Source organism: Citrobacter sp. CK180 (genome assembly GCF_030333655.1).
In the GTDB taxonomy this organism is placed as follows: Bacteria; Pseudomonadota; Gammaproteobacteria; order Enterobacterales; family Enterobacteriaceae; genus Citrobacter_B; species Citrobacter_B koseri.
On record NZ_JAOWFM010000033.1, the window covers coordinates 67,466 to 91,570 of the forward strand.

23 protein-coding genes are annotated in these 24,105 nt (G+C 56.0%); 14 read left to right on the forward strand and 9 right to left on the reverse strand.

What is annotated here, in order from left to right; genetic code table 11:
- The first annotated feature begins 72 nt into the window (after positions 1-72).
- The 6 genes from xthA (at position 73) to OGV50_RS04450 (ending at position 6,276) form a co-directional block, all read left to right on the forward strand.
- Positions 73-879, forward strand: coding sequence for an exodeoxyribonuclease III (gene xthA / locus OGV50_RS04425; RefSeq protein WP_012132643.1), 807 nt, complete (start codon positions 73-75; stop codon positions 877-879).
- Positions 880-888: 9 nt separating this feature from the next.
- The gene (locus OGV50_RS04430) at positions 889-1,563 is read left to right on the forward strand and encodes a TVP38/TMEM64 family protein (protein WP_012132644.1); all 675 of its coding nucleotides are present in this window, start codon (positions 889-891) and stop codon (positions 1,561-1,563) included.
- Between the two features lie 14 nt (positions 1,564-1,577).
- Positions 1,578-2,741, forward strand: coding sequence for an ABC transporter substrate-binding protein (locus OGV50_RS04435; RefSeq protein WP_286488361.1), 1,164 nt, complete (start codon positions 1,578-1,580; stop codon positions 2,739-2,741).
- Positions 2,714-4,249 (forward strand): ABC transporter permease family protein, encoded by a 1,536-nt coding sequence (locus tag OGV50_RS04440; protein ID WP_200092541.1) that lies wholly within the window; start codon positions 2,714-2,716, stop codon positions 4,247-4,249. Before OGV50_RS04435 ends, OGV50_RS04440 begins: the two co-directional genes overlap by 28 nt.
- Positions 4,249-4,881: an ATP-binding cassette domain-containing protein gene (locus OGV50_RS04445; protein ID WP_110494321.1), complete on the forward strand. Its 633-nt coding sequence runs from the start codon at positions 4,249-4,251 to the stop codon at positions 4,879-4,881. Before OGV50_RS04440 ends, OGV50_RS04445 begins: the two co-directional genes overlap by 1 nt.
- Positions 4,882-4,968: 87 nt before the next feature.
- Positions 4,969-6,276, forward strand: coding sequence for a rhodanese-like domain-containing protein (locus tag OGV50_RS04450; protein WP_200073760.1), 1,308 nt, complete (start codon positions 4,969-4,971; stop codon positions 6,274-6,276).
- Positions 6,277-6,419: 143 nt separating this feature from the next.
- Here the strand turns inward: OGV50_RS04450 and OGV50_RS04455 are convergent, their stop codons facing one another.
- A complete protein-coding gene (locus tag OGV50_RS04455; RefSeq protein WP_104868741.1) occupies positions 6,420-7,055 on the reverse strand; it encodes a CDP-alcohol phosphatidyltransferase family protein in 636 nt (211 codons plus the stop codon).
- Complete coding sequence (locus tag OGV50_RS04460) at positions 7,048-7,617, reverse strand: carboxymuconolactone decarboxylase family protein (RefSeq protein ID WP_047457415.1); 570 nt, start codon at positions 7,615-7,617, stop codon at positions 7,048-7,050. Before OGV50_RS04460 ends, OGV50_RS04455 begins: the two co-directional genes overlap by 8 nt.
- 79 nt (positions 7,618-7,696) lie before the next feature.
- Between OGV50_RS04460 and OGV50_RS04465 the strand changes: the two genes are divergently transcribed.
- Positions 7,697-8,110: a pyrimidine (deoxy)nucleoside triphosphate diphosphatase gene (locus OGV50_RS04465; protein WP_114848583.1), complete on the forward strand. Its 414-nt coding sequence runs from the start codon at positions 7,697-7,699 to the stop codon at positions 8,108-8,110.
- Here OGV50_RS04465 and OGV50_RS04470 read toward each other — a convergent pair.
- Positions 8,070-8,312, reverse strand: coding sequence for a YnjH family protein (locus OGV50_RS04470; RefSeq protein ID WP_172773950.1), 243 nt, complete (start codon positions 8,310-8,312; stop codon positions 8,070-8,072). The two genes, OGV50_RS04465 and OGV50_RS04470, sit on opposite strands and share 41 nt — an antisense overlap.
- A 269-nt stretch (positions 8,313-8,581) precedes the next feature.
- Here OGV50_RS04470 and gdhA point away from each other — a divergent pair, with 269 nt between their 5' ends.
- Positions 8,582-9,925 (forward strand): NADP-specific glutamate dehydrogenase, encoded by a 1,344-nt coding sequence (gene gdhA / locus OGV50_RS04475; protein WP_012132655.1) that lies wholly within the window; start codon positions 8,582-8,584, stop codon positions 9,923-9,925.
- Positions 9,926-10,027: 102 nt separating this feature from the next.
- On the opposite strand, the gene topB is transcribed toward gdhA, so the two are convergent.
- The 3 genes from topB to OGV50_RS04490 all read right to left on the reverse strand — a co-directional run bounded on the left by topB (position 10,028) and on the right by OGV50_RS04490 (position 13,731).
- A complete protein-coding gene (topB, locus tag OGV50_RS04480; protein WP_012132656.1) occupies positions 10,028-11,971 on the reverse strand; it encodes a DNA topoisomerase III in 1,944 nt (647 codons plus the stop codon).
- A 4-nt stretch (positions 11,972-11,975) separates the two neighbouring features.
- The gene (gene selD, locus OGV50_RS04485) at positions 11,976-13,019 is read right to left on the reverse strand and encodes a selenide, water dikinase SelD (RefSeq protein ID WP_200075381.1); all 1,044 of its coding nucleotides are present in this window, start codon (positions 13,017-13,019) and stop codon (positions 11,976-11,978) included.
- Between the two features lie 160 nt (positions 13,020-13,179).
- On the reverse strand, positions 13,180-13,731 hold the full coding sequence (locus OGV50_RS04490) for an NAD(P)H nitroreductase (protein ID WP_200092537.1): 552 nt from the start codon (positions 13,729-13,731) through the stop codon (positions 13,180-13,182).
- Between the two features lie 180 nt (positions 13,732-13,911).
- Between OGV50_RS04490 and sppA the strand changes: the two genes are divergently transcribed.
- The 3 genes from sppA to pncA all read left to right on the forward strand — a co-directional run bounded on the left by sppA (position 13,912) and on the right by pncA (position 17,564).
- Positions 13,912-15,768 (forward strand): signal peptide peptidase SppA, encoded by a 1,857-nt coding sequence (sppA, locus tag OGV50_RS04495; RefSeq protein WP_286488362.1) that lies wholly within the window; start codon positions 13,912-13,914, stop codon positions 15,766-15,768.
- 127 nt (positions 15,769-15,895) lie between these two features.
- Positions 15,896-16,912, forward strand: a complete 1,017-nt coding sequence (gene ansA / locus OGV50_RS04500) for an asparaginase (RefSeq protein WP_115609364.1) — start codon at positions 15,896-15,898, stop codon at positions 16,910-16,912.
- Between the two features lie 10 nt (positions 16,913-16,922).
- The gene (gene pncA / locus OGV50_RS04505; RefSeq protein WP_200092525.1) at positions 16,923-17,564 is read left to right on the forward strand and encodes a bifunctional nicotinamidase/pyrazinamidase; all 642 of its coding nucleotides are present in this window, start codon (positions 16,923-16,925) and stop codon (positions 17,562-17,564) included.
- A 105-nt stretch (positions 17,565-17,669) separates the two neighbouring features.
- Here the strand turns inward: pncA and OGV50_RS04510 are convergent, their stop codons facing one another.
- Both OGV50_RS04510 and msrB read right to left on the reverse strand, forming a co-directional pair.
- Entirely contained in the window at positions 17,670-17,945 is a 276-nt protein-coding gene (locus OGV50_RS04510) for a YeaC family protein (protein ID WP_012132664.1), read from the reverse strand.
- 41 nt (positions 17,946-17,986) lie between these two features.
- A complete protein-coding gene (gene msrB, locus OGV50_RS04515) occupies positions 17,987-18,400 on the reverse strand; it encodes a peptide-methionine (R)-S-oxide reductase MsrB (RefSeq protein ID WP_153259126.1) in 414 nt (137 codons plus the stop codon).
- A 341-nt stretch (positions 18,401-18,741) separates the two neighbouring features.
- Here msrB and gapA point away from each other — a divergent pair, with 341 nt between their 5' ends.
- Both gapA and OGV50_RS04525 read left to right on the forward strand, forming a co-directional pair.
- Complete coding sequence (gene gapA, locus OGV50_RS04520) at positions 18,742-19,737, forward strand: glyceraldehyde-3-phosphate dehydrogenase (protein ID WP_012132666.1); 996 nt, start codon at positions 18,742-18,744, stop codon at positions 19,735-19,737.
- 84 nt (positions 19,738-19,821) lie between these two features.
- Entirely contained in the window at positions 19,822-20,706 is an 885-nt protein-coding gene (locus tag OGV50_RS04525; protein WP_047457434.1) for a D-hexose-6-phosphate mutarotase, read from the forward strand.
- Between the two features lie 209 nt (positions 20,707-20,915).
- On the opposite strand, the gene OGV50_RS04530 is transcribed toward OGV50_RS04525, so the two are convergent.
- The gene (locus OGV50_RS04530; RefSeq protein ID WP_012132670.1) at positions 20,916-21,662 is read right to left on the reverse strand and encodes a MipA/OmpV family protein; all 747 of its coding nucleotides are present in this window, start codon (positions 21,660-21,662) and stop codon (positions 20,916-20,918) included.
- Positions 21,663-22,094: 432 nt separating this feature from the next.
- Here OGV50_RS04530 and yeaG point away from each other — a divergent pair, with 432 nt between their 5' ends.
- Complete coding sequence (gene yeaG / locus OGV50_RS04535; RefSeq protein WP_012132672.1) at positions 22,095-24,029, forward strand: protein kinase YeaG; 1,935 nt, start codon at positions 22,095-22,097, stop codon at positions 24,027-24,029.
- Positions 24,030-24,105 lie beyond the last annotated feature (76 nt).

A 24,105-nucleotide genomic window follows, 5' to 3' on the forward strand; every position in this document is an offset into this window, starting at 1 on the left:
ACAAGTGGCAGTCAGCCCGTCTAATTTCTGCTACCATCCTTGCACTATTCACCTTGCAAAGTGGCAGCGACTATGAAATTTGTCTCTTTTAATATCAACGGCCTGCGCGCCCGTCCTCATCAACTGTCAGCCATTGTCGACAAGCACCAGCCTGACGTGATCGGCTTGCAGGAGACAAAAGTTCACGACGATATGTTTCCTCTCGAAGAGGTAGCAAAGCTCGGCTATAACGTCTTCTATCACGGACAGAAAGGCCATTACGGCGTCGCGCTACTGACCAAAGAGACGCCTGTTTCTGTGCGCCGTGGTTTTCCCGACGACGGCGAAGAGGCGCAGCGCCGTATCATCATGGCGGAGATCCCGTCACCGCTGGGCAGTATCACCGTCATTAACGGCTATTTCCCGCAGGGCGAAAGCCGTGACCACCCGCTGAAATTTCCGGCAAAAGCGCAGTTTTATCAGAACCTGCAAAACTACCTGGACAACGAACTGAAACGCGACAATCCGGTGCTGATCATGGGGGATATGAATATCAGCCCAACCGATCTGGATATCGGCATTGGCGAAGAGAACCGCAAACGCTGGCTGCGTACCGGTAAGTGCTCCTTCCTGCCGGAAGAGCGCGAGTGGATGGATCGCCTGATTAACTGGGGGCTGGTGGATACCTTCCGTCACGCGCACCCGGAAACGGTCGATAAATTTTCATGGTTTGATTACCGCTCAAAAGGTTTCGACGACAACCGGGGGCTGCGCATCGACCTGCTGCTGGCGAGCAATCCGCTGGCCGAACACTGCGTTGAAACCGGCATTGACTATGAAATCCGCAGCATGGAAAAACCGTCCGACCATGCGCCCGTCTGGGCAAAATTCCGGGTCTGATAAACGCAGGTGAACGCGAAAAAACGACTGCTCTCAGGTTTTTTAATCATCTGTATCGCCGGGGTGGTGTGGGCTTTGCCCCCCGGTTTTCTCTCCCTTGATACCCTGAAACGCTATCACACGATGCTGGCGGCCTGGCAGCAACAGTCGCCATTCCTGAGCGCCGGTCTCTATTTTCTGGTCTATACGCTGGTGGCGGCCTTATCGATTCCCGGCGCTGCGCTGCTGACGCTGCTCGGCGGCGCGCTATTCGGACTCTGGCAAGGAACGCTGCTGGTCTCCTTCGCGTCAACCCTCGGCGCTACGCTCGCCATGCTGGCCAGCCGCTACCTGTTGCGGGAGTGGATCTCCCGCCGGTTCGCACGCCAGATGCAAACCGTAAATCATGGTATGGCACGCGACGGCGCCTTTTATCTGTTTGCGCTACGCGTAATGCCGCTGTTCCCCTTTGTTCTCGTTAATTTACTCGCCGGGTTGACGTCAATCCGCGTACGTCAATACTGGTGGATCAGTCAGGCGGGCATGTTTCCGGCAACGGTGATTTATCTCAACGCCGGACGCCAGCTCAGCCAGTTGACATCAATACGCGACATCATTTCCCCCGGTATGCTGGCGGCCTTTGCCCTGCTGGGGCTGTTACCACTGGCCTCCCGTTGGCTGGTTAAGCGTTTTTTACGATCCTAATTTCAGGAGCGATCATGCGTCGTACTCTATTACTGGCGGGTCTGCTGTTGACGGGCCATGTGCAAGCCGTCGAAAACTGGCAGGCGGTGAAAGATGAAGCCAAAGGTCAGACCGTCTGGTTTAACGCCTGGGGCGGCGACAATGCCGTTAATCAGTATCTCGACTGGGTCAGCGGCGAGATGAAAACGCATTACGCCATTAACCTCAGGATTGTCCGGCTTGCGGATGCCACCGATGCCGTGAAACGCATTCAGACAGAGTCCGCCGCCGGGCGTAAAACCGATGGTTCCGTCGATCTGCTGTGGGTAAATGGCGAGAACTTCCGCACGCTGAAAGAAGCCGGACTGCTGCAAACCCACTGGGCGGAAACGCTGCCAAACTGGCGCTATGTCGATACGCGCAAACCGGTACGCGAGGATTTTTCCATGCCGACGCAAGGGGCGGAGTCACCCTGGGGCGGCGCGCAGTTAACCTTCATTGCTAACCGGGATATTACGCCACAGCCGCCGCAAAGCCCGCAGGCGCTACTCGCTTTTGCGAAAGCCCATCCCGGTACTGTCACCTACCCACGGCCGCCGGATTTTACCGGGACGGCGTTTCTGGAACAGCTGTTACTGGCGTTAACCCCTCAACCGGATGCGCTCAAGATCGCGCCGGATGACGCGACGTTCGATTCCGTCACCGCGCCGCTATGGGCATACCTCGATGCGCTGCATCCCAGCCTGTGGCGGAAGGGAAAAGACTTCCCTCCCTCTCCCGCCCGGATGGACGCGCTGCTGCAAGCCGGTTCGCTGCGCCTGTCTCTGACGTTTAATCCCGCTCATGCGCAGCAAAAGATCGCCAGCGGCGAACTGCCCAAAACCAGCTACAGTTTCGGTTTTTCACAAGGCATGATTGGCAACGTGCATTTTGTCACGATCCCGGCGAACGCCCGCGCCAGCGCTGCCGCAAAGGTGGTTGCCAATTTCCTGCTCTCCCCCGACGCGCAGTTGCGCAAAGCCGATCCAGCGTTCTGGGGCGATCCTTCCGTGCTTGACCCGCATAAGCTGCCCGCCGGGCAGCGGGAAGCGTTACGGTCGCGCATTCCTGACGGGTTGCCGCCTACGCTGGCGGAACCGCATTCCGCATGGGTGAACGCGCTGGAACAGGCATGGCTACGCCGCTACGGTACACAGTAACCCTGCTGGTCTGGGGCGTGATGGCGGTCATCTGGCTGCCGCTGGTTCCTGCCGCATTCACGCTTATCACGCCCGCGCTCTCCGCTACGCACTGGCTGGCGCTGTTTAGCGATCCGCAGCTTCCGCAGGCGCTGCGGGCAACGCTGGTCTCCGTCACCCTGGCGGCAACCGGCGCGCTGGCTATTGCGCTGACGATCGTCGTCGCGTTGTGGCCTGGCGCAAAATGGGCGCGTCTTTGCGCCCGCCTCCCCTGGCTACTGGCCATTCCCCATGTGGCCTTTGCCGCCAGCGCCCTGCTGCTTTTTGCCGAAGGCGGGATGCTTTATCGCCTTTTCCCCTCGCTCACACCACAGATGGATCGCTATGGCATCGGGCTTGGGCTCACGCTGGCCGTCAAAGAGAGCGCCTTTCTGCTCTGGGTCCTGTCGGCATTATTAAGTGAAAAACAGCTTTCGCAGCAGGTCATCGTGCTGGATACCCTGGGCTACAGCCGTCTGCAATGCCTGAGCTGGCTGCTGTTACCCGCCGTTGCGCCAGGATTAGGCGCGGTGATGCTGGCGATTGTCGCCTGGTCATTATCGGCAGTGGATGTCGCGATGATTCTGGGGCCGGGCAATCCACCTACGCTGGCAGTGTTAAGCTGGCAATGGCTGAGCCAGGGCGACGCCGACCAACAGGCCAAAGGCGCGCTCGCCAGTTTACTGCTCGTGGCGTTGCTTATGCTTTTTGCTCTGTTCGGCTATCTCATCTGGCGGGGATGGCAACGTACCCTTCCTGCCATCAACGGTCTTCGCCGCCAGCGCTTATCAGGCAGAAGCGGAAAAACGTTGGCGCTAACGCTGCCGTTAAGCGGCATACTATGCGTGGCGCTGCTGGCTTGTATGGCTGAACCCGCGTCGGTGAACCGCGAAGCGCTGGTGAACAGCCTGCAAATGGGGCTGGCGTCCGCCGTGCTGGGGTTGATGACGCTGTTCTTATGGCTGGAATGGGGGCCGCAAACCGGGCACCGCTGGGTCTGGCTGCCAATATTGCTGCCTGCGCTGCCGTTGGTCGCCGGGCAATACACTCTGGCGCTGCTCGCCGGGCAAGACGGCCAGTACGCTACCGTTATCTGGGGGCACCTGCTGTGGGTTATCCCGTGGATGTTATTCGTCCTCAAACCCGCCTGGCAGCGCATTGACCCACGGCTGGTGCTGATCGCGCAAACGCTGGGCTGGACGCGGGCTCGTATCTTCTGGCGCATCAAGTGCCCACTTTTACTGCGCCCCGCATTGTTTGCCTTCGCGGTCGGCTTTTCCGTCAGCATCGCCCAATATATGCCGACACTCTGGCTGGGCGCCGGACGCTATCCTACGCTCACCACAGAAGCCGTGGCGCTCAGCAGCGGCGGCAGTACCACAATTCTTGCGTCGCAGGCGCTATGGCAACTGCTGTTACCCCTGCTGGTTTTCGCGCTGACGGCGCTATGTTCACGCGTCATTGGCCACTATCGTCAAGGACTCCGCTAATGCTCATCGTTCAACATCTCACGCTGCGCCAGGGCAATCACCGCTTATTGAATCAGGTCGCCTTTCAGGTCAAAAAAGGTGACATTGTCACGTTGATGGGGCCTTCCGGTAGCGGAAAGTCTTCGCTGTTTTCGTGGATGGTCGGCGCACTGCCGTCTCAGTTTCAGGCCTCCGGCGAGCTTTGGCTCAACGAACGACGCATCGATACGCTCCCCACCGCGCAACGTCAAATCGGTATTTTGTTTCAGGATGCCCTGCTGTTTGACCATTTCAGCGTCGGACAGAACTTACTGCTGGCGCTGCCTGCCGCGATAAAAGGGGCGGCCAGACAAACGGAAGTGCGACATGCTCTTGAGCGCGCCGGGCTGGACGGGTTCAGCCACCGCGATCCGGCGTCATTGTCCGGCGGCCAGCGCGCCAGGGTGGCCCTGCTTCGCGCGTTACTGGCGCAACCGCAGGCATTACTGCTGGATGAGCCGTTCAGCCGACTGGACGCCGGGCGCCGCGACGCCTTCCGCCGGTGGGTCTTTGCCGAAGTACGGCAACAAAATATTCCGGTGGTACAGGTGACGCACGATATCCAGGATGTTCCTCCCGGCGGCACGGTGCTCCAGATGGAGGCGTGGGCGTGAATATGCCGACAAACTGCGTTAACGCAAAGTTTTTCCCTGCCAGCCAGCAGAGAATGGCGCCCTCTTATTTTAACGTCGGGCTATTCGATGAAACGTGTTTCTCAAATGACCGCGCTGGCACTGGCTTCAGGACTCGCCTGCGCTTCCTCCTGGGCTGCTGATATGGCGCAGTCGCTTACCTTCAGCCAGCTACAGCAAAAACAGGGCGCCGCAATTGATACGCGCCAGAGCGCTTTTTACAACGGCTGGCCGCAAACCCTTAATGGCTCTTCCGGTCACGAACCTTCCGCACTGAATCTGTCAGCCTCCTGGCTCGATAAAATGAGCGACGAGCAGCTCGCCGCCTGGCTGCAACTGCATCAGCTCAGGAAAGACGCCCCGCTGGCGCTGTATGGCAATGACAGTGGCGTACAGGCTGTGAAATCACGTTTACAGAAGGCAGGCTTCAGCCAGATTGCTACGCTGAGCGATGCACTGACCGATCCTTCCCGACTGCAAAAGCTCCCTCACTTCGAGCAATTAGCATACCCACAGTGGTTGCATGCCCTTCAACAAAACCAGCCGGTTACGGCTAAACCGGCGGGAGACTGGAAGGTGATTGAAGCAGGCTGGGGCGCGCCGAAATATTATCTGCTCAGCCACATTCCCGGCGCCGGATACATCGACACCAATGAGGTGGAAAGCGAACCGCTGTGGAATAAAGTCTCTGACGCGCAGTTGAAAGCGATGCTGGCGAAACACGGTATTCGCCATGACACGACGGTTATTCTGTATGGCCGCGACGTGTACGCTGCGGCGCGCGTTGCGCAGATTATGCTCTATGCGGGCGTGAAGGACGTTCGTCTGCTCGACGGCGGTTGGCAAACCTGGTCCGATGCGGGTCTGCCGGTTGAACGCGGCATGCCGGCTGACGTGAAGCCGGAACCCGACTTTGGCGTGGCGATCCCGGCGCAGCCGCAGTTAATGCTGGATATGGAACAGGCCCGCGCCCTGCTGCACCGTCAGGACGCATCGCTGGTCAGTATCCGTTCCTGGCCGGAATTTATCGGCACCACCAGCGGATACAGCTATATCAAGCCAAAAGGCGAAATTGCCGGCGCGCGCTGGGGACATGCGGGCAGCGACTCCACGCATATGGAGGATTTCCATAACCCGGACGGCACCATGCGCAGCGCAGAGGATATCGCCGCCATGTGGAAGCAGTGGGATATTCTGCCGGATCAGCACGTTGCCTTCTATTGCGGCACCGGCTGGCGCGCCTCCGAAACGTTTATGTACGCGCGGGCGATGGGCTGGAAAAACGTCGCCGTGTATGACGGCGGTTGGTACGAATGGAGCAGCGATCCGAAAAATCCGGTGTCCACCGGCGAGCGCGGCCCGGACAGCAGTAAGTAGTCGTAATGCGCCTGATGGCGCTGCGCTTATCAGGCCTACGGGAAAACGCCGTGCCATACTGATGCCTGATGGCGCTGCGCTTATCAGGCCTACGGGAAAGCGCCGTGCCATACTGATGCCTGATGGCGCTGCGCTTATCAGGCCTACAGGGAGGCTCTTTTTCCAGGCCGGATAACCTTCAGCGTCAGGTATCCACTCCAGACCCTTGTCAGGGTGGTCATCCAGCACAACGCGCCAAATACCCACGCCAGAACGGGAAAATAACGCGGAAACAGGCAGCTCAGGACAAAAAGCAATATTGTCTCGGTGCCTTCGGTCAACCCGCCCAGATAGTAAAACGATTTGTGCGCATAGCCCGGATTATCAATCTGATGCTTCGCCGCCAGCGCCGCAAACGCCAGAAAACTGCTGCCCGTACCGATAAACGCAAACAGCAGCCAGCCCCCTGCCAGCGCGTTTTGTTCCGGTGCGGCCAGAATAAAGCCAAACGGAACCAGTGCGTAAAACAGAAAGTCGAGGGTGATATCAAGAAATCCCCCCGCATCGGTTAACCCTCTGCGCCGCGCCAACGCGCCATCCAGCCCGTCGAACAGGCGATTCAGCACAATGGCCGCCAGCGCGGCCAGATACCAGCCCAGCGCCAGAAACGGCAGCGCCAGCACACCAATGGCAAATCCGAACAGCGTCAGGCCGTCCGGGGTGATCGCCGGTTTATCGAGATACGCAGCACCGCGGTGCAGGAGCGGTTTAACCCGTGGGTGCAGATGCCGATCAAACATGTGGCGCCCCTTTCAATGCGTCACACAGCCCTTGCGAAGGAATATCCAGCGCGGCATTAAAACGCGCCGACAGGTTCTGAAAGGCGATCAGCGCCGTCATTTCGGTAATCGCGTCGTCAGTAAAATAGCGTTTCATCATCGCCTTGAGCGCCTCATCAACCTGCGGCGGCGTGGCGGTCACGGCCTCGGCATAAGCCAGTGCGACACGCTCCTCCTCGCTGAATAGCGTGGACGATTGCCACCCGGCAACGGCCTGTACTTTATCCAGCGCCCCACACCGTTCGGCCAGACGTAAACTGTTGGCATCCACACAGAAGGCGCAATGGCACACCTGCGAAACGCGCGTCATCAACAACGCGCGCATCACCGGCGTTACCCGCGCGCGCTTACGTTCCAGAAACCCGACAAACAGCGCCACCAGCCAGAACAGAAACGGCATTCGCCCCCACCAGCGCGTGGGGTGCAGAACGTCGCCGTAATGTTTTTTCTGCGTAGCGACGAGAGGTTTCAGACTGGAAGGGATATGGGTCAATGGGCTAACCCAGGGTTGTGGATCGTTCAACGCTTGCTCCTGAAGACTTTAGGTCACGCAAAGATAAGGATAGTATGTCACTTTCCGTTGTTGAATCTTGATGAATATGATGAAAACCATTGATGTCGTCGCCGCAATCATTGAGCGTGACGACAACATATTGCTAGCTCAACGCCCGGAACACGCCGATCAGCCGGGTATGTGGGAGTTTGCCGGAGGCAAAGTGGAGTCCAGTGAGACACAGCCTCAGGCGTTGATTCGCGAACTGCGTGAAGAGTTGGGTATTGAGGCGGTTGTCGGGCGCTATATCGCCAGCCATCAGCGCGAAGTCTCTGGCCGGCTGATCCATCTGCACGCCTGGCACGTCCCGGCGTTTACCGGCGCCGTCACCGCGCATTATCACCAGAACATGATCTGGTGTTCGCCAAAAGAGGCGCTGCGTTACCCGCTTGCGCCTGCGGACATTCCGCTGTTAGAGGCGTTTATGGCTTTACGCGACGCCAGACCAACGGATTCGTACTGAGCGTTTTTTCGTCACGCTGGCATTGCAGCAGCACGCCTTCGGCTTTAATCACCGCCCCTTCCGAATAGTTTTGATCCTGGTAGACGCAGCACTGATTGCAGGGCTGCGCACGCTGCCCGCTGGAGCTGAACACTTCGGGCGGGACGTTAACCTCCACATCCGGGCGATAATGCTGATTCGCCAGCGCGGCAAAAGAGACCATCGCCGCTGCTGCCGCGATAAATAAACGATGCATAGCGTTTCCTTGTTATGAAGCCTACCTTCAGTATAACGGTCGTAAGCGACTGAAACTTTAGCCACTCCATCCATCGCTTTTTATTATGACGCGCGCGCCGTTATTAATTTCCCTGGCACGCCATTTTTTTTTCTTGCTTACCGTCACACTGCTGGTGGTATAGTCAAAAACTGCATAAACACGAAACACAACATTATAAATATAACCATATCAATACATAAGAGGTTCTTATATCTATGGATCAGACATGTTCTCTGGAGTCGTTTCTAAACCATGTTCAACAGCGTGACCCCAATCAGACCGAGTTCGCGCAGGCCGTTCGTGAAGTAATGACCACGCTGTGGCCTTTCCTTGAGCAAAATCCTCGTTATCGTCAGATGTCATTGCTGGAACGTTTGGTTGAGCCAGAACGCGTGATCCAGTTCCGCGTGGTGTGGGTGGACGATCGTAACCAGGTGCAGGTTAACCGTGCCTGGCGCGTACAGTTTAATTCCGCCATCGGCCCGTATAAGGGCGGGATGCGTTTTCATCCTTCCGTTAACCTCTCGATCCTGAAATTCCTCGGCTTCGAGCAGACGTTTAAAAATGCGCTGACCACGCTGCCGATGGGCGGCGGTAAAGGCGGCAGCGATTTCGATCCTAAAGGCAAGAGCGAAGGCGAAGTGATGCGTTTCTGTCAGGCGCTGATGACAGAGCTCTATCGCCATTTAGGGCCAGACACTGACGTACCTGCTGGCGATATCGGCGTGGGCGGACGTGAAGTGGGCTTTATGGCCGGCATGATGCGTAAGCTCTCCAACAACAGCGCCTGCGTGTTCACCGGGAAAGGCCTCTCGTTTGGCGGTAGCCTGATTCGCCCGGAAGCCACCGGTTATGGCCTGGTGTACTTTACCGAAGCGATGCTCAAACGCCACGGTCTGGGTTTTGAGGGTATGCGTGTGGCGGTGTCCGGTTCCGGCAACGTGGCGCAGTACGCTATCGAGAAAGCAATGGCGTTCGGCGCTCGTGTGGTGACGGCTTCGGACTCCAGCGGCACCGTCGTTGATGAGAGCGGCTTCACCGAAGAAAAACTGGCGCGCCTGTGCGAAATCAAAGCCAGCCGTGACGGGCGCGTGGCGGACTACGCCCGCGAGTTTGGCCTGCCCTATATGGAAGGCAAACAGCCGTGGTCAGTGCCGGTTGATATCGCCCTGCCGTGCGCAACGCAGAACGAACTCGACGTGGACGCCGCGCGCGTGCTGATCGCCAACGGCGTGAAAGCGGTGGCGGAAGGCGCCAATATGCCAACCACCATTGAAGCCACTGATCTGTTCCTCGAAGCCGGCGTGCTGTTCGCGCCGGGTAAAGCGGCCAACGCAGGCGGCGTGGCGACCTCCGGTCTGGAGATGGCGCAGAACGCCGCGCGAATGAGCTGGAAAGCCGAGAAAGTGGATGCGCGTCTGCACCACATCATGCTGGATATTCATCATGCCTGCGTGGAATACGGCGGCGAAAACAAACATACCAACTATGTTCGCGGGGCGAACATCGCAGGCTTCGTCAAAGTGGCCGACGCGATGCTGGCGCAGGGTGTGATTTAATTTTCCGTGGCATGCAGGCCTGATAAGCGTTGTAGGCCTGATAAGCGCAGCGCCATCAGGCATTGCCAGATGGCGGCGTAAGTGCCTTATCCGGCCTGTGCGTTATACGCTCGCCTCTTCTGACGGCGGGCTTTTTTTCGCCGCTCGCTTACGGGGCGCGCTCTTTTTCTTCTCGCCGCCACCGCCTGGCGCGACAATGCCCCGAAACTGACGTACCGGCGTGCGTTTAGCCTGATCGATCAACTGAAACAGCGTGCCGACCAGCGGCTGCATAAAATCCTGATAGCGGCACTGCTTTTCACTGATTTGCGTCAGGACAGACTCCCAGTGCGCCGTCATATCCGGTCGGGCAGCCATCTCCGGTAACGAGTGAATCAGGGCTTTCCCGGCATCCGTTGAATGAATGTAACGCCCTTTCTTGGTCAGGAATCCGCGCCTGAACAGCAGTTCGATAATGCCCGCGCGCGTCGCTTCGGTTCCCAGTCCGTCAGTCGCTCGCAGGATCTTTTTCAGATCTTTATCCTGCACGAAACGGGCAATCCCGGTCATGGCGGACAGCAGCGTAGCATCGGTAAAATGGCGTGGCGGCTGGGTCTGACGCTCAACGACCTCGCCCTTTTCGCACAGCAGTTCGTCGTCTTTCGCCACCACCGGTAACGGCGTACCGTCGTTCTCTTCGTCACGCTCTTTATTGCCCAACAGCGTTCGCCATCCGGCCTCCGCCAGAAAACGCGCTTTGGCGACGAATTTCCCCTTCGCAATCTCCAGTTCAATGACGCATTTGCGAAATACCGCGTCCGGGCAGAATTGCATCAGGTACTGGCGTGCGATCAGGTTGTACACCTTCGCTTCATTGTCGCTGAGGGAAATTGATGAACTGCGCGCAGTCGGGATGATCGCGTGGTGAGCGTCGACTTTTTTATCATCCCAGCAGCGGTTTCGCGTGTCCGGGTCAACCACCGGCTGCGGCAACAAATCCGCGGCATGTACGCCAATGGCATTCATCACCGCATGGCGTCCGGCAAAATGCTCTTCCGGCAGATAGCGGCAGTCGGAACGCGGATAGGTAATTAATTTGTGGGTTTCGTACAACTTCTGGCAGATATCAAGCACGTTCTGCGCGCTCAGGCCAAAGCGTTTTGCCGCTTCAATCTGCAACGCCGACAGCGAAAACGGCAGCGGGGCAGATTCTGATTCCCGTTTATCGTTATAGCTGGTGACGATCGCGGGCTGACCGTTAATACGATTTACCACATGCTCCGCCAGCGGACGATGCAGCAAACGCCCCTCTTCATCCTGATACGGTTCGCACGCTTCACTGGGTTGCCAGATGGCGGTAAACCGCTCCTCAGCTGGCGTGACGATATGCGCTTTCACTTCAAAGAAATCTTTGGCGACGAAGTTCTCGATCTCTTCATCGCGGCGAACCACCAGCCCGAGAACCGGTGTCTGAACACGCCCTACCGAGAGCACGCCCTGGTAACCCGCGTTGCGCCCGAGAAGGGTATACGCGCGGGTCATGTTAATGCCGTACAGCCAGTCGGCGCGCGCACGCGCCAGCGCGGAAACGCACAGCGGCACAAATTCGCTGTTGGCGCGCAGCCGGGAAATCGCACGCTCCACCGCCTGCGGGTTAAGATCGTTGATCAGGCAACGCTGCACCTGCTGGCGTTTTTCCGGGGACAGTTGCAGATAATCCAGCACCTCGTCCACCAGCAGTTGCCCTTCGCGATCCGGGTCTCCCGCGTGAATCACTTCGCTTGCGTCATGTAAAAAGCGCTTAATGACATTGAGCTGCTTCGTCACGGAAGGACGCGGCTGGAGCTGCCACTTTTCCGGCACAATCGGCAGATCGGCCAGATTCCAGCGCGCATAACGACCGTCATACGCGTCCGGCTGCGCCTGTTCAAGCAGATGGCCGATGCACCAGGTCACCACCTGTCCATTCCCGCATTCGATAAAGCCGTCGCCTTTGCGGTGCGGCTTTGGCAGCACATCCGCAATGGCGCGGCCCAGACTCGGCTTTTCGGCAATAAACAACCGCATCGAATTAACGGATCTCTACCATGGCGCGACCGCCACGGGCGTCAACCAGTTCACCAATCGCCGTCAGTTCAATACCAAACTCCGCCGCGGTGACTTTCACTTCCTCTACCGCTTCCGGCGTCACCGCCAGCAGCAGACCGCCAGACGTTTGCGGATCGCACAGCAGATCACGCACCTCGCGCGGCATGTCGCCCATCAGATGGCCGTAGCTGGCGAAATTACGTTCCGTCCCCCCCGGCACTGCGCCAAGTTTAATGTACTCTTCGACGCCCGGCAGTTTTGGAATGTCCTGATAGCAGATCCGCGCCTGCACGCCTGCGCCCTGGCACATTTCGCTAAGGTGCCCCAGCAGACCAAAACCGGTCACGTCGGTCATCGCTTTCACGCCGTCGATATTGGCAAACGACGCCCCCGCAATGTTCATCCGGCACATCACTTCTGTCGCCAGCCCCTGATGTTCCGGCTTGAGCAGTGATTTTTTCTCGGCGGTGGTCAACACGCCAATGCCCAGCGGCTTGGTGAGGAACAGTTTGCATCCGGCCTGCGCGGTGCTGTTTTTCTTCACGCGCTCGGTCGGCACCACGCCGGTGACAGCCAGACCGAAAATGGGCTCAGGCGCGTCGATAGAGTGCCCGCCCGCCAGCGCAATACCCGCCTGACGACAAGCAAAACGCCCGCCTTCGGTGACTTCCCGGGCAATTTCCGGCGACAGTTTGTTGATGGGCCAGCCCAGAATGGCGATCGCCATAATCGGTTTGCCGCCCATCGCGAAGATATCGCTGATGGCGTTGGTCGCCGCAATACGGCCAAAATCAAACGGATTATCGACAATCGGCATAAAGAAGTCGGTGGTGCTGATGATGCTGGTGCCATTACCCAGGTCGTATACCGCCGCGTCATCGCGGGTTTCATTGCCCACAAGCAGGTTCGGGTCGACAAACTTCGCCTGCTCGCTGTGCAGGATGGTTTCCAACACTTTAGGGGAAATTTTACAACCGCAACCGGCTCCGTGGCTGTATTGCGTTAAACGAATAGCGTGCTCGCTCATGGACATCTCCTGTCATTGCAATCGGGCTATGGTAGCGCTCATTCCATGACGTGGTAAGAGAGAGTGTCTGAATTCCGGCGTCTTTGCTCATAATCCAGACAGTTTTGCCGAATAATCGGCAGGCGCTCACCGAAAAAGCCGCCTGCCGGGGCCATGACGCTTAGAAATACGTCACGAAAGGCGTCGGGTCCGGTACGCTGATGGTCGTTGACGCTTTCAGCTGCGGCGTGCCCAGATAGAGGAAGCCCACAATTTTATCCTGTGCGCGACAGTCGAACGCCTCGCGAACCACCGGGCTTTCGGTTAACGCCCCGCTGCGCCAGATGCCGTTGAAGCCTTGCGCAATCGCCGCCATCTGCATCGCCATAACCGCACATCCTGCTGACATCTCCTGCTCCCACAGCGGCACTTTGTGGTTCTCCTCGCATTTCGCCACCACCGTGACGATCAGCGGCGCGCGAAATGGCGCGGTGCGCGCTTTCTCTATCGCTTTCTCATCGCCTTCCGCCGCAATGGCGCCCTGCTCCAGAACAGCGCTGAAGCGCTCACGCCCCTCACCTTCAATCACAAAAAAACGCCAGGGTTGCAAGGATTTGTGATCGGGTACGCGCATGCCCGCGCGCAGAATATTTTGTAACTGTTCACCCGCAGGCGCGGGTTCGGCCAGACGAGAGGCGCTACGACGGTTTACAAGTAATTCGAGTGCGTCCATTTGGTTAACTCCAGCAATGATATTTATTCACAAAATTAACACGAGAGGGGATTTAGTTACAGCACAGGCAGTGATTCCTGCTGACAAGTGCCTGCCTGGTCATTACGATACCCACATCTTATACGCTTTCTCTCTGAGTATGACGGAGATAGCGGAATGTTAATCTGGTAGGGAGAATACATGCGAACCCTGTGGCGATTTATTGCCGGATTTTTTAAGTGGACATGGCGACTGCTGAATTTCGTCCGGGAACTGGTGCTCAACCTGTTCTTCATCTTTCTGGTTCTGGTGGGCGTCGGTATCTGGATGCAGCTTAGCGATGGCAACACCAGCCAACAAACTGCACGCGGCGCGCTGCTGTTGGATATTTCCGGCGTGATCGTCGATAAACCGTCCAGCACCAACCGCCTGGGCGTCATTGGCCGACAGCTGTTTGGCGCCAGCTCTGACCGCCTGCAAGAAAACTCACTGTTTGATATCGTCAACACCATTCGTCAGGCGAAAGACGATCGCAATATCACCGGCATCGTGATGGATCTGAAAAACTTCGCGGGCGCCGATCAGCCTTCCATGCAGTACATCGGGAAAGCGCTGCGCGAATTTCGCGATAGCGGCAAGCCGGTCTTTGCCGTAGGCGACAGCTACAGTCAGGGGCAATATTACCTGGCGAGCTTCGCCAATAAAATCTGGCTTTCTCCGCAGGGTACGGTCGATCTGCACGGCTTCGCAACCAACGGCCTGTATTACAAATCCTTGCTGGATAAGCTGAAAGTCTCCACGCACGTCTTCCGCGTCGGCACTTATAAATCCGCCGTGGAACCGTTTATCCGCGATGATATGTCGCCTGCCGCGCGCGAAGCGGACAGCCGCTGGATTGGCGAGCTGTGGCAAAACTACCTGAACACCGTTGCGGCGAACCGTCAGATCCCCGCGCAGCAGGTCTTCCCTGGCGCGCAGGCTATGCTCGACGGGCTGAGCAAAGTGGATGGCGATACCGCGAAATACGCGCTCGACAACAAACTGGTGGATGCGCTGGCGTCTAACGCCGAAGTGGAAAAAGCGCTGACCAAGCAGTTTGGCTGGAGCAAAGCAGAAAACAACTATCGGGCCATCAGCTATTACGATTATTCGCTGAAAACGCCTGCGGATAGCGGTGACGGTATTGGCGTCGTGTTCGCCAATGGCGCGATTATGGACGGTGAAGAGACGCCGGGCAACGTTGGCGGCGACACGACAGCGTCGCAAATCCGCGATGCGCGCCTGGACCCGAAAGTGAAAGCGATTGTGCTGCGCGTAAACAGCCCCGGCGGCAGCGTCAGCGCCTCTGAAGTCATTCGCGCCGAACTGGCCGCTGCGAAAGCCGCAGGCAAGCCGGTTGTGGTGTCGATGGGCGGAATGGCGGCATCCGGCGGTTACTGGATCTCCACCCCGGCAAGCTACATTGTGGCGAACCCGAGCACCCTGACAGGCTCAATCGGCATCTTTGGCGTTATCAACACCGTTGAGAACAGCCTGGATTCGATCGGCGTGCATACCGATGGCGTCGCCACCTCGCCGCTGGCGGACGTTTCTGTCACCAAATCGCTGCCGCCTGAAGTGCAGCAGATGATGCAGCTCAGCATTGAGAATGGCTACAAACGCTTTATCACGCTGGTTGCCGATGCGCGTAAGAGCACCCCGGCGCAGATTGATAAAATCGCGCAGGGGCATGTCTGGACCGGTCAGGATGCAAAAGCGAATGGTCTGGTAGACAGTCTGGGTGACTTTGACGACGCCATCGCCAAAGCCGCAGAGCTGGCTAAACTGAAGCAATGGCATCTTGAGTATTATCAGGATGAACCGACATTCTTCGACAGAATCATGGACAGCATGCCCGGCTCCGTGCGCGCAATGCTGCCGGAAGCCATTCAGGCGATGCTCCCGGCGCCGCTGGCGACAGCCGCCAGCGCGGTAAAAGCAGAGAGTGATAAACTGGCTGCCTTTAACGATCCGCAAAACCGTTATGCGTTCTGCCTGACCTGCGCGAACGTGCGCTAAATTGCCATTGCCGGATGGCGATGCTATCGCGTCTTATCCGGCCTACGAGTTTCGCGTAATTTGTAGGCCGGATAAGGCGCAACCGCCTCCGGCAATATAAGAGACTTCACTTCGTAAGAACATTGCCATGCAGAAGAAATCGATTTACGTTGCCTATACCGGCGGTACGATTGGTATGCAGCGCTCGGAACAGGGTTACATTCCAGTATCAGGCCATCTCCAGCGCCAGCTGGCGCTGATGCCCGAATTTCACCGCCCGGAAATGCCGGACTTCACCATTCATGAATATGCCCCGCTGATGGACTCATCCGATATGACGCCGGAAGACTGGCAGCATATCGCAGAAGACATTAAAGCGCGTTACAACGACTATGACGGCTTTGTCATCCTCCACGGCACGGACACGATGGCGTTCACCGCCTCGGCGCTCTCCTTCATGCTGGAGAATCTGGGTAAGCCGGTAATTGTGACAGGGTCACAAATCCCGCTGGCGGAGCTGCGCTCCGATGGGCAGATTAATCTGCTGAATGCCCTGTATGTCGCCGCGAATTACCCCATCAATGAAGTCACCCTCTTTTTCAATAATCGGTTGTTTCGCGGCAACCGCACGACAAAAGCGCATGCCGATGGCTTTGACGCGTTCGCCTCCCCCAACCTTCAGCCGCTGCTGGAAGCCGGAATTCATATCCGTCGCTTAGGTACGCCGCCCGCGCCGCACGGCGAAGGCGAGCTGATTGTTCACCCAATCACGCCGCAGCCTATTGGCGTCGTCACCATTTATCCGGGAATTTCTGCCGAAGTGGTACGTAACTTCCTGCGCCAGCCGGTAAAAGCGCTGATCCTGCGTTCTTACGGCGTCGGCAACGCGCCGCAGAACAAAGAGTTCCTCAAAGAACTGGAGGATGCGAGTTCACGCGGTATCGTGGTGGTTAACCTGACGCAATGCATGTCCGGCAAGGTGAATATGGGTGGGTATGCCACCGGCAACGCGCTGGCGCATGCGGGCGTGATCGGCGGCGCGGATATGACCGTTGAAGCAACGCTGACTAAGCTGCACTACTTGTTAAGCCAGAATCTGGATACGCAGACCATTCGTACCGCGATGACGCAAAATCTGCGCGGTGAACTGACGCCAGACGAATAAGGAGTTTTTCATGACGACCCGGGCCTTACTGCTGGTTGATTTGCAGAATGATTTTTGCGCCGGCGGCGCACTGGCCGTCCCTGAAGGCGACAGCACCGTGGACGTAGCAAACCGTCTTATCGCCTGGTGTAAAGCGCGCGGCGACGCGGTGATCGCCAGCCAGGACTGGCATCCTGCCGGACACGGCAGTTTCGCCAGCCAACATCAGGCACAGCCCTACAGCCAGGGACAACTAGACGGTTTAGCGCAAACCTTCTGGCCCGATCACTGCGTACAAAATAGCGACGGCGCGGCCCTGCATCCCCTGCTCAGGCAGAACGCCATCGACGCGGTTTTCCATAAAGGCGAGAATCCGCAGGTGGACAGCTACAGCGCCTTTTTTGATAACGGACGCCGCCAGAAAACCGCCCTGGACGCCTGGCTTCGGGAGAACGGCGTACAGACGCTGATCGTTATGGGGCTGGCGACCGATTACTGCGTGAAGTTTACCGTGCTGGATGCGCTGCAACTGGGTTATACGGTGAATGTGATTACCGACGGCTGCCGTGGTGTGAATATTCAGCCGCAGGACAGCTCGCATGCTTTTATGGAGATGGCGGCCGCTGGCGCCACGCTGTATACGCTGGCTGACTGGGAAGAGACGCAGGGTTAGGTGTTCTTACTGCCTGATGGCGCTTCGCTTATCAGGCCTACTGGTCATCGCTTTGTAGGCCTGATAAGCGAAGCGCCATCAGGCTACCAATAAAAAAGCGCTACATTACAGTTTCAGCGTCGCAATCGATTTTGGCGCAATGCCAAAATCCTCTTTCAACTGTTGCTTACTTTTCATCACCATCTGACCGTTGGTATCAATGGTCATATGTTGCGCGTCGGTATTGTGCCGCGCCTGCCAGAGCATCACCAGTTGCATGCTGTTCTCTTTTTGCTCCGGCGTCAGCGCAACGCCGTCCGGCCATTTTCCCAGCTCAACGGCGGTAGATAAGCGCTGATAAACTTCCGGCGTCATGCTGTCGATCATCTCATCAAGATTCATGATAAGTCCGCTCCTGTGGAATAATTTGCTGAATCGTTTTTTCAGCCCTTAGTTTGTTCGCCGTTTTCATCATCGGTGAAGCTTAATGAGGCCGAATTGACGCAATAACGCTCACCCGTCGGCTGTGGGCCATCCGAAAAGACATGTCCCAGGTGCGCATCACAGTTGCCGCAGCGAATTTCTATACGCTGCATCCCGTGGGAAAAGTCCTTAATGTAACGGATAGATTCTTCACTGACCGGCTCGTAAAAGCTCGGCCAGCCGCAGCCGGAATCATACTTGGTTTGGGAATGAAACAGCGGCGCGTCGCAGACCAGACAGTGGTAGACGCCACCACGCTTATTATGCAGCAAACGCCCGGTAAATGGCGGTTCCGTACCGTGATTCTGCGTCACGTAGAATTGCATTTCGGACAACTTTTTTTTCAGATCTTCCGCAGAGGGTTGATTAGCCATTTGCTCACATCTCGCTTTAGCCATACTCACATTGCGTGACCGATTCTAACAAAACATTAACACCCCAGTGTGAACTTTTGTTCTAAACTTGATCCTTGCGAAATGGCAGCTTATGAATCGTGATCGGAATCACGTTTTTATCTCAGTTGCCCTTTAAAATTCGGGGCGCCGCCCCCATGTGGTTTCAAGCCGAAAGGAAGAGTGAGGCGAGTCAGCCGTGCAAAGCTTGTACAGAGGATTGATTTGTCGCAATGATTGACACGATTCCGCTTGACGCTGCGTAAGGTTTTTGTAATTTTACAGGCAACCTTTTATTCACTAACAAATAGCTGGTGGAATATATGACTATCAAAGTAGGTATCAACGGTTTTGGCCGTATCGGTCGCATTGTTTTCCGTGCTGCTCAGAAACGTTCTGACATTGAGATTGTTGCAATCAACGATCTGTTAGACGCTGAATACATGGCTTACATGCTGAAATATGACTCCACTCACGGTCGTTTCGATGGCACCGTTGAAGTGAAAGACGGTCATCTGATCGTTAACGGTAAAAAAATCCGTGTTACCGCTGAACGTGATCCGGCTAACCTGAAATGGGACGAAGTTGGTGTTGACGTAGTTGCTGAAGCTACCGGTATCTTCCTGACTGACGAAACCGCACGTAAGCACATCACTGCTGGCGCGAAAAAAGTGGTTCTGACAGGTCCGTCCAAAGACAACACTCCGATGTTTGTTAAAGGCGCTAACTTTGACAAATACGAAGGCCAGGACATCGTTTCCAACGCATCCTGCACCACTAACTGCCTGGCGCCGCTGGCTAAAGTTATCAACGACAACTTCGGCATCATCGAAGGTCTGATGACCACCGTTCACGCGACCACCGCTACTCAGAAAACCGTTGACGGCCCGTCTCACAAAGACTGGCGCGGCGGCCGTGGCGCGGCTCAGAACATCATCCCGTCCTCTACCGGTGCTGCTAAAGCGGTAGGTAAAGTACTGCCGGAACTGAACGGCAAACTGACTGGTATGGCGTTCCGCGTTCCGACTCCGAACGTATCCGTTGTTGACCTGACCGTTCGTCTGGAAAAAGCGGCTTCTTACGAAGACATTAAGAAAGCGATCAAAGCTGCTTCCGAAGGCCCGATGAAAGGCGTTCTGGGTTACACCGAAGACGACGTAGTCTCTACCGATTTCAACGGCGAAGTATGCACTTCCGTGTTCGATGCTAAAGCAGGTATCGCGCTGAACGACAACTTCGTGAAACTGGTCTCCTGGTACGACAACGAAACCGGCTACTCCAACAAAGTTCTGGATCTGATTGCTCACATCTCCAAATAAGTTGAGATGAGAAATTGATCCCAAAAGGCGACCTCCGGTCGCCTTTTTTTATGGCTAAGAGTTTTCAACTCCAAGGATTGCATCATGATTAACACAATTTTCGCTCTCCCGGTCATCGAACAAATTACCCCTGTCCTTTCCCGCCGCCAGCTCGACGAGCTTGACGTGATCGTCGTCGATCACCCGCAAGTTAAGGCGTCTTTTGCACTCCAGGGCGCACATTTGCTCTCCTGGAAACCAGCAGGCGCCGAAGAAGTGCTGTGGCTGAGCAACAACACGCCGTTTAAAACAGGCGTTGCGCTGCGTGGCGGCGTACCGATCTGCTGGCCGTGGTTTGGCCCCTCTGCGCAGCAGGGTCTGCCGTCTCACGGCTTTGCCCGTAATCTGCCGTGGGCGCTGAAAGCCCACAACGAAGACGACAACGGCGCGGTACTGACATTTGAGCTACAGAGCAGCGAGGCGACTCGCCAGTACTGGCCGCACGATTTCACCCTGCTTGCGCGCTTCAAAGTAGGTAAAACCTGTGAGATCGAACTGGAAGCCCACGGCGAATTCGAAACCACGTCTGCCCTGCACACCTACTTTAACGTCGGCGATATCGCCGCAGTTAAGGTCAGCGGTCTTGGCGACCGTTTCATTGATAAAGTGAACGACGCCAAAGAAGATGTGCTGGCAGACGGCGTCCAGACGTTCCCGGATCGTACTGACCGCGTTTACCTGAACCCGGAAGCCTGTAGCGTCATCCATGATGATGCGCTGAACCGCAACATTGACGTCATCCACCATCACAACATTAACGTTGTGGGATGGAACCCTGGCCCGGCACTCGCCGCCAGCATGGGCGACATGCCGGATGATGGCTACAAAACCTTTGTCTGTGTGGAAACGGCTTACGCCACCGCGCCGCAAAAAGCCAGCGAAGAAAAACCGTCTCGCCTGGTGCAAACAATTCGCGTCGCAAAACGTTAAGGCTTGACTGATGCCGGATGACGATGCTGACGCATCTTATCCGGCCTGCAACCTGTCGGAGCAGCTGTCTGCGTACATCTCTGCGCTGGCATTCTCACCCATGTACCACGTCCTGTCATCGCATCCTCCCCATCAATGCACCACCGTAAAGCAAAACAGAGCGCAAGCGCCCTGTTTTGATGCACGAATTGCACTGTAAAAATGCACAATCAGAACTTATAGGTGATCCCGGTTGAGATCAGGCCGGTCCAGGATTTATCAACCATCGGGCTGTCGGTCACTTCATCCGACAAACGGGTATAACGCGCTGTACCGTAAACGCTCCAGTCCCCGAGGAAGTTGTAGTTAGCGCTGATTTCCAGGTACGGGTTCCAGCCGCTTTCTGGATCGTAGCTACGCAGGCCGCTGCGCGAGGACTCTTTGCGCGAAACGCCATAGTAGTATTCGTTCTGGTTTTCGCTGTTCCACTGCACGCCAATACCCGGCGTCAGCGTCAGCGCGCCATTGGTATAGCGGTACAACCAGGCCAGATCCCACACGATGCCGTTGCTGTTATCCAGCGTATCGCCCGCCAGCGTGGTGCGCAGGAAACCGTATTCGGTATTGTGGATGTAAGACAGGCCCGCCATCATGGTGCTCTTACGCTTGTCGAGTTCGCGCAGTCGGCGATCGTCGCTGTCACCCGGCTTAAAGTACAGCGGAGACCAGTACGCGGTAATCGACAATTTATCCGCTTTGTCGTTCCACAGGTAGTATCCGCCGCCCAGGCCCCGGAACCAGAAGTTATCACTTTCATAGTTGATAACCGGCACCGGATACACATCAGCATCGTAATCTTTGTAAGGATGTTCAACCACACCAACGCCAGCGCCCAGCGTCAAGTCGTTTTCAGCTTGCGCTACGCCAGCTGATGTGGCGATAAGCACGCCAAATGCCAGAAGTTTGAGTTTGGTCACAATCCATATTCCTTATTCAAATGTTTAGCGCCAAAAGTGTAACTGCCAATACGTTTCAACCCAACTATTTTACTTATTCGTTTCACTCTCTGTAACCGGTTAATTTCTCAATAGTGGATGACAGTTTGCTTGCAGTCGGATGAACGCGGGATGACTTTCATCTCTTTTCTTTACATAACCATGCACTTTTAGCGGATGAGTTATTGATATGCCATTGAAATTCATTTATGCGCACAGGCAAGTTTTGCAAATGCCATCTACGCTTAATTTTAAGAAGGTGTATCACCGGGCACGTTGATCTCTTGCTCTGCGTTGTGGCATGAGAGTTGCTGTTTATCAGTAGAGACGTCGTTCAGTTACCTCTTCCGGGAGCCTCTACTATTCATATGAACGGCTCTTACCATGTGCTAAAAAACGAAAGGACGGCATACCATGAATATATTCGATCACTATCGCCAGCGCTATGAAGCTGCCAAGGACGAAGAGTTCACACTGCAGGAGTTTCTTACCACTTGTCGGCAAGATCGCAGTGCTTATGCCAACGCGGCAGAGCGGCTACTGATGGCTATTGGTGAGCCTGTCATGGTCGATACTGCCCAGGAACCTCGACTTTCTCGACTCTTTTCGAACCGGGTCATCGCTCGCTATCCCGCATTCGAAGAGTTTTACGGCATGGAAGACGCGATTGAACAGATTGTCTCTTATCTGAAACACGCGGCTCAGGGGCTGGAAGAGAAGAAACAGATCCTGTATCTGTTGGGGCCTGTGGGGGGCGGTAAATCGTCGCTGGCCGAGCGACTGAAATCTTTGATGCAGCATGTGCCTATTTATGTTCTGAGCGCCAACGGTGAGCGTAGTCCGGTAAACGATCACCCGTTATGCCTGTTTAATCCGCAGGAGGACGCGCAGATTCTGGAAAAAGAGTACGGCATTCCGCGCCGCTATCTCGGCACCATTATGTCGCCGTGGGCCGCGAAACGTCTGCATGAGTTCGGCGGGGATATTACCAAATTCCGCGTCATCAAAGTCTGGCCGTCCATTCTGGAACAGATTGCTATCGCCAAAACAGAACCCGGCGATGAAAACAACCAGGATATTTCCGCGCTGGTCGGCAAGGTGGATATTCGTAAACTCGAACACCACGCGCAAAACGACCCGGATGCCTATGGCTATTCCGGCGCGTTGTGCCGCGCTAACCAAGGGATCATGGAGTTCGTCGAGATGTTTAAAGCACCGATTAAAGTGCTGCATCCGCTGCTGACCGCCACTCAGGAAGGTAACTACAACGGGACGGAAGGTATCTCCGCCCTGCCGTTTAACGGCATTATTCTTGCCCACTCGAACGAATCCGAATGGGTGACTTTCCGCAACAACAAAAATAACGAAGCCTTCCTCGACCGTGTTTACATCGTGAAAGTACCGTATTGCTTACGCATTTCCGAAGAGATCAAAATCTACGAGAAGCTGCTGAATCACAGTGAGCTGACTCATGCGCCATGCGCGCCGGGTACGCTGGAAACCCTGTCGCGCTTCTCGATTCTTTCTCGTCTGAAAGAGCCAGAAAACTCGAGCATCTACTCGAAAATGCGCGTCTATGATGGCGAAAGCCTGAAAGATACCGACCCGAAAGCGAAGTCCTATCAGGAATACCGGGACTACGCCGGCGTCGATGAAGGGATGAACGGTCTGTCCACGCGTTTCGCGTTTAAGATCCTCTCCCGCGTGTTTAACTTTGACCATGCCGAAGTGGCCGCCAACCCGGTGCATCTGTTCTACGTACTGGAGCAGCAGATCGAGCGCGAACAGTTCCCGCAGGAGCTGGCTGAACGCTATCTGGAGTTCCTGAAAGGTTATCTGATCCCGAAATACGCCGAGTTTATTGGCAAAGAGATCCAGACCGCCTATCTGGAATCCTATTCCGAGTACGGACAGAACATTTTTGATCGTTATGTCACCTATGCGGATTTCTGGATTCAGGATCAGGAATATCGCGACCCGGATACCGGCCAGCTCTTTGACCGCGAGTCACTGAACGCTGAACTGGAGAAAATCGAAAAACCGGCGGGCATCAGCAACCCGAAAGATTTCCGTAACGAGATCGTCAACTTCGTTCTGCGTGCCAGAGCGAATAACAGCGGTCGCAATCCAAACTGGACCAGTTACGAAAAACTGCGCACGGTTATTGAGAAGAAAATGTTCTCGAATACCGAGGAGCTGCTGCCGGTGATTTCGTTTAACGCGAAAACCTCAACCGACGAGCAGAAAAAACACGACGATTTTGTCGACCGCATGATGGAGAAAGGTTATACCCGTAAGCAGGTTCGCCTGCTGTGCGAATGGTATCTGCGCGTACGTAAATCGTCTTAACAGCATAAATGGCCCGGAAAATTTTATCCGTTTACCGGGCCAACAATTCTTTTGTACGCGAAATCATTCAAGAGGT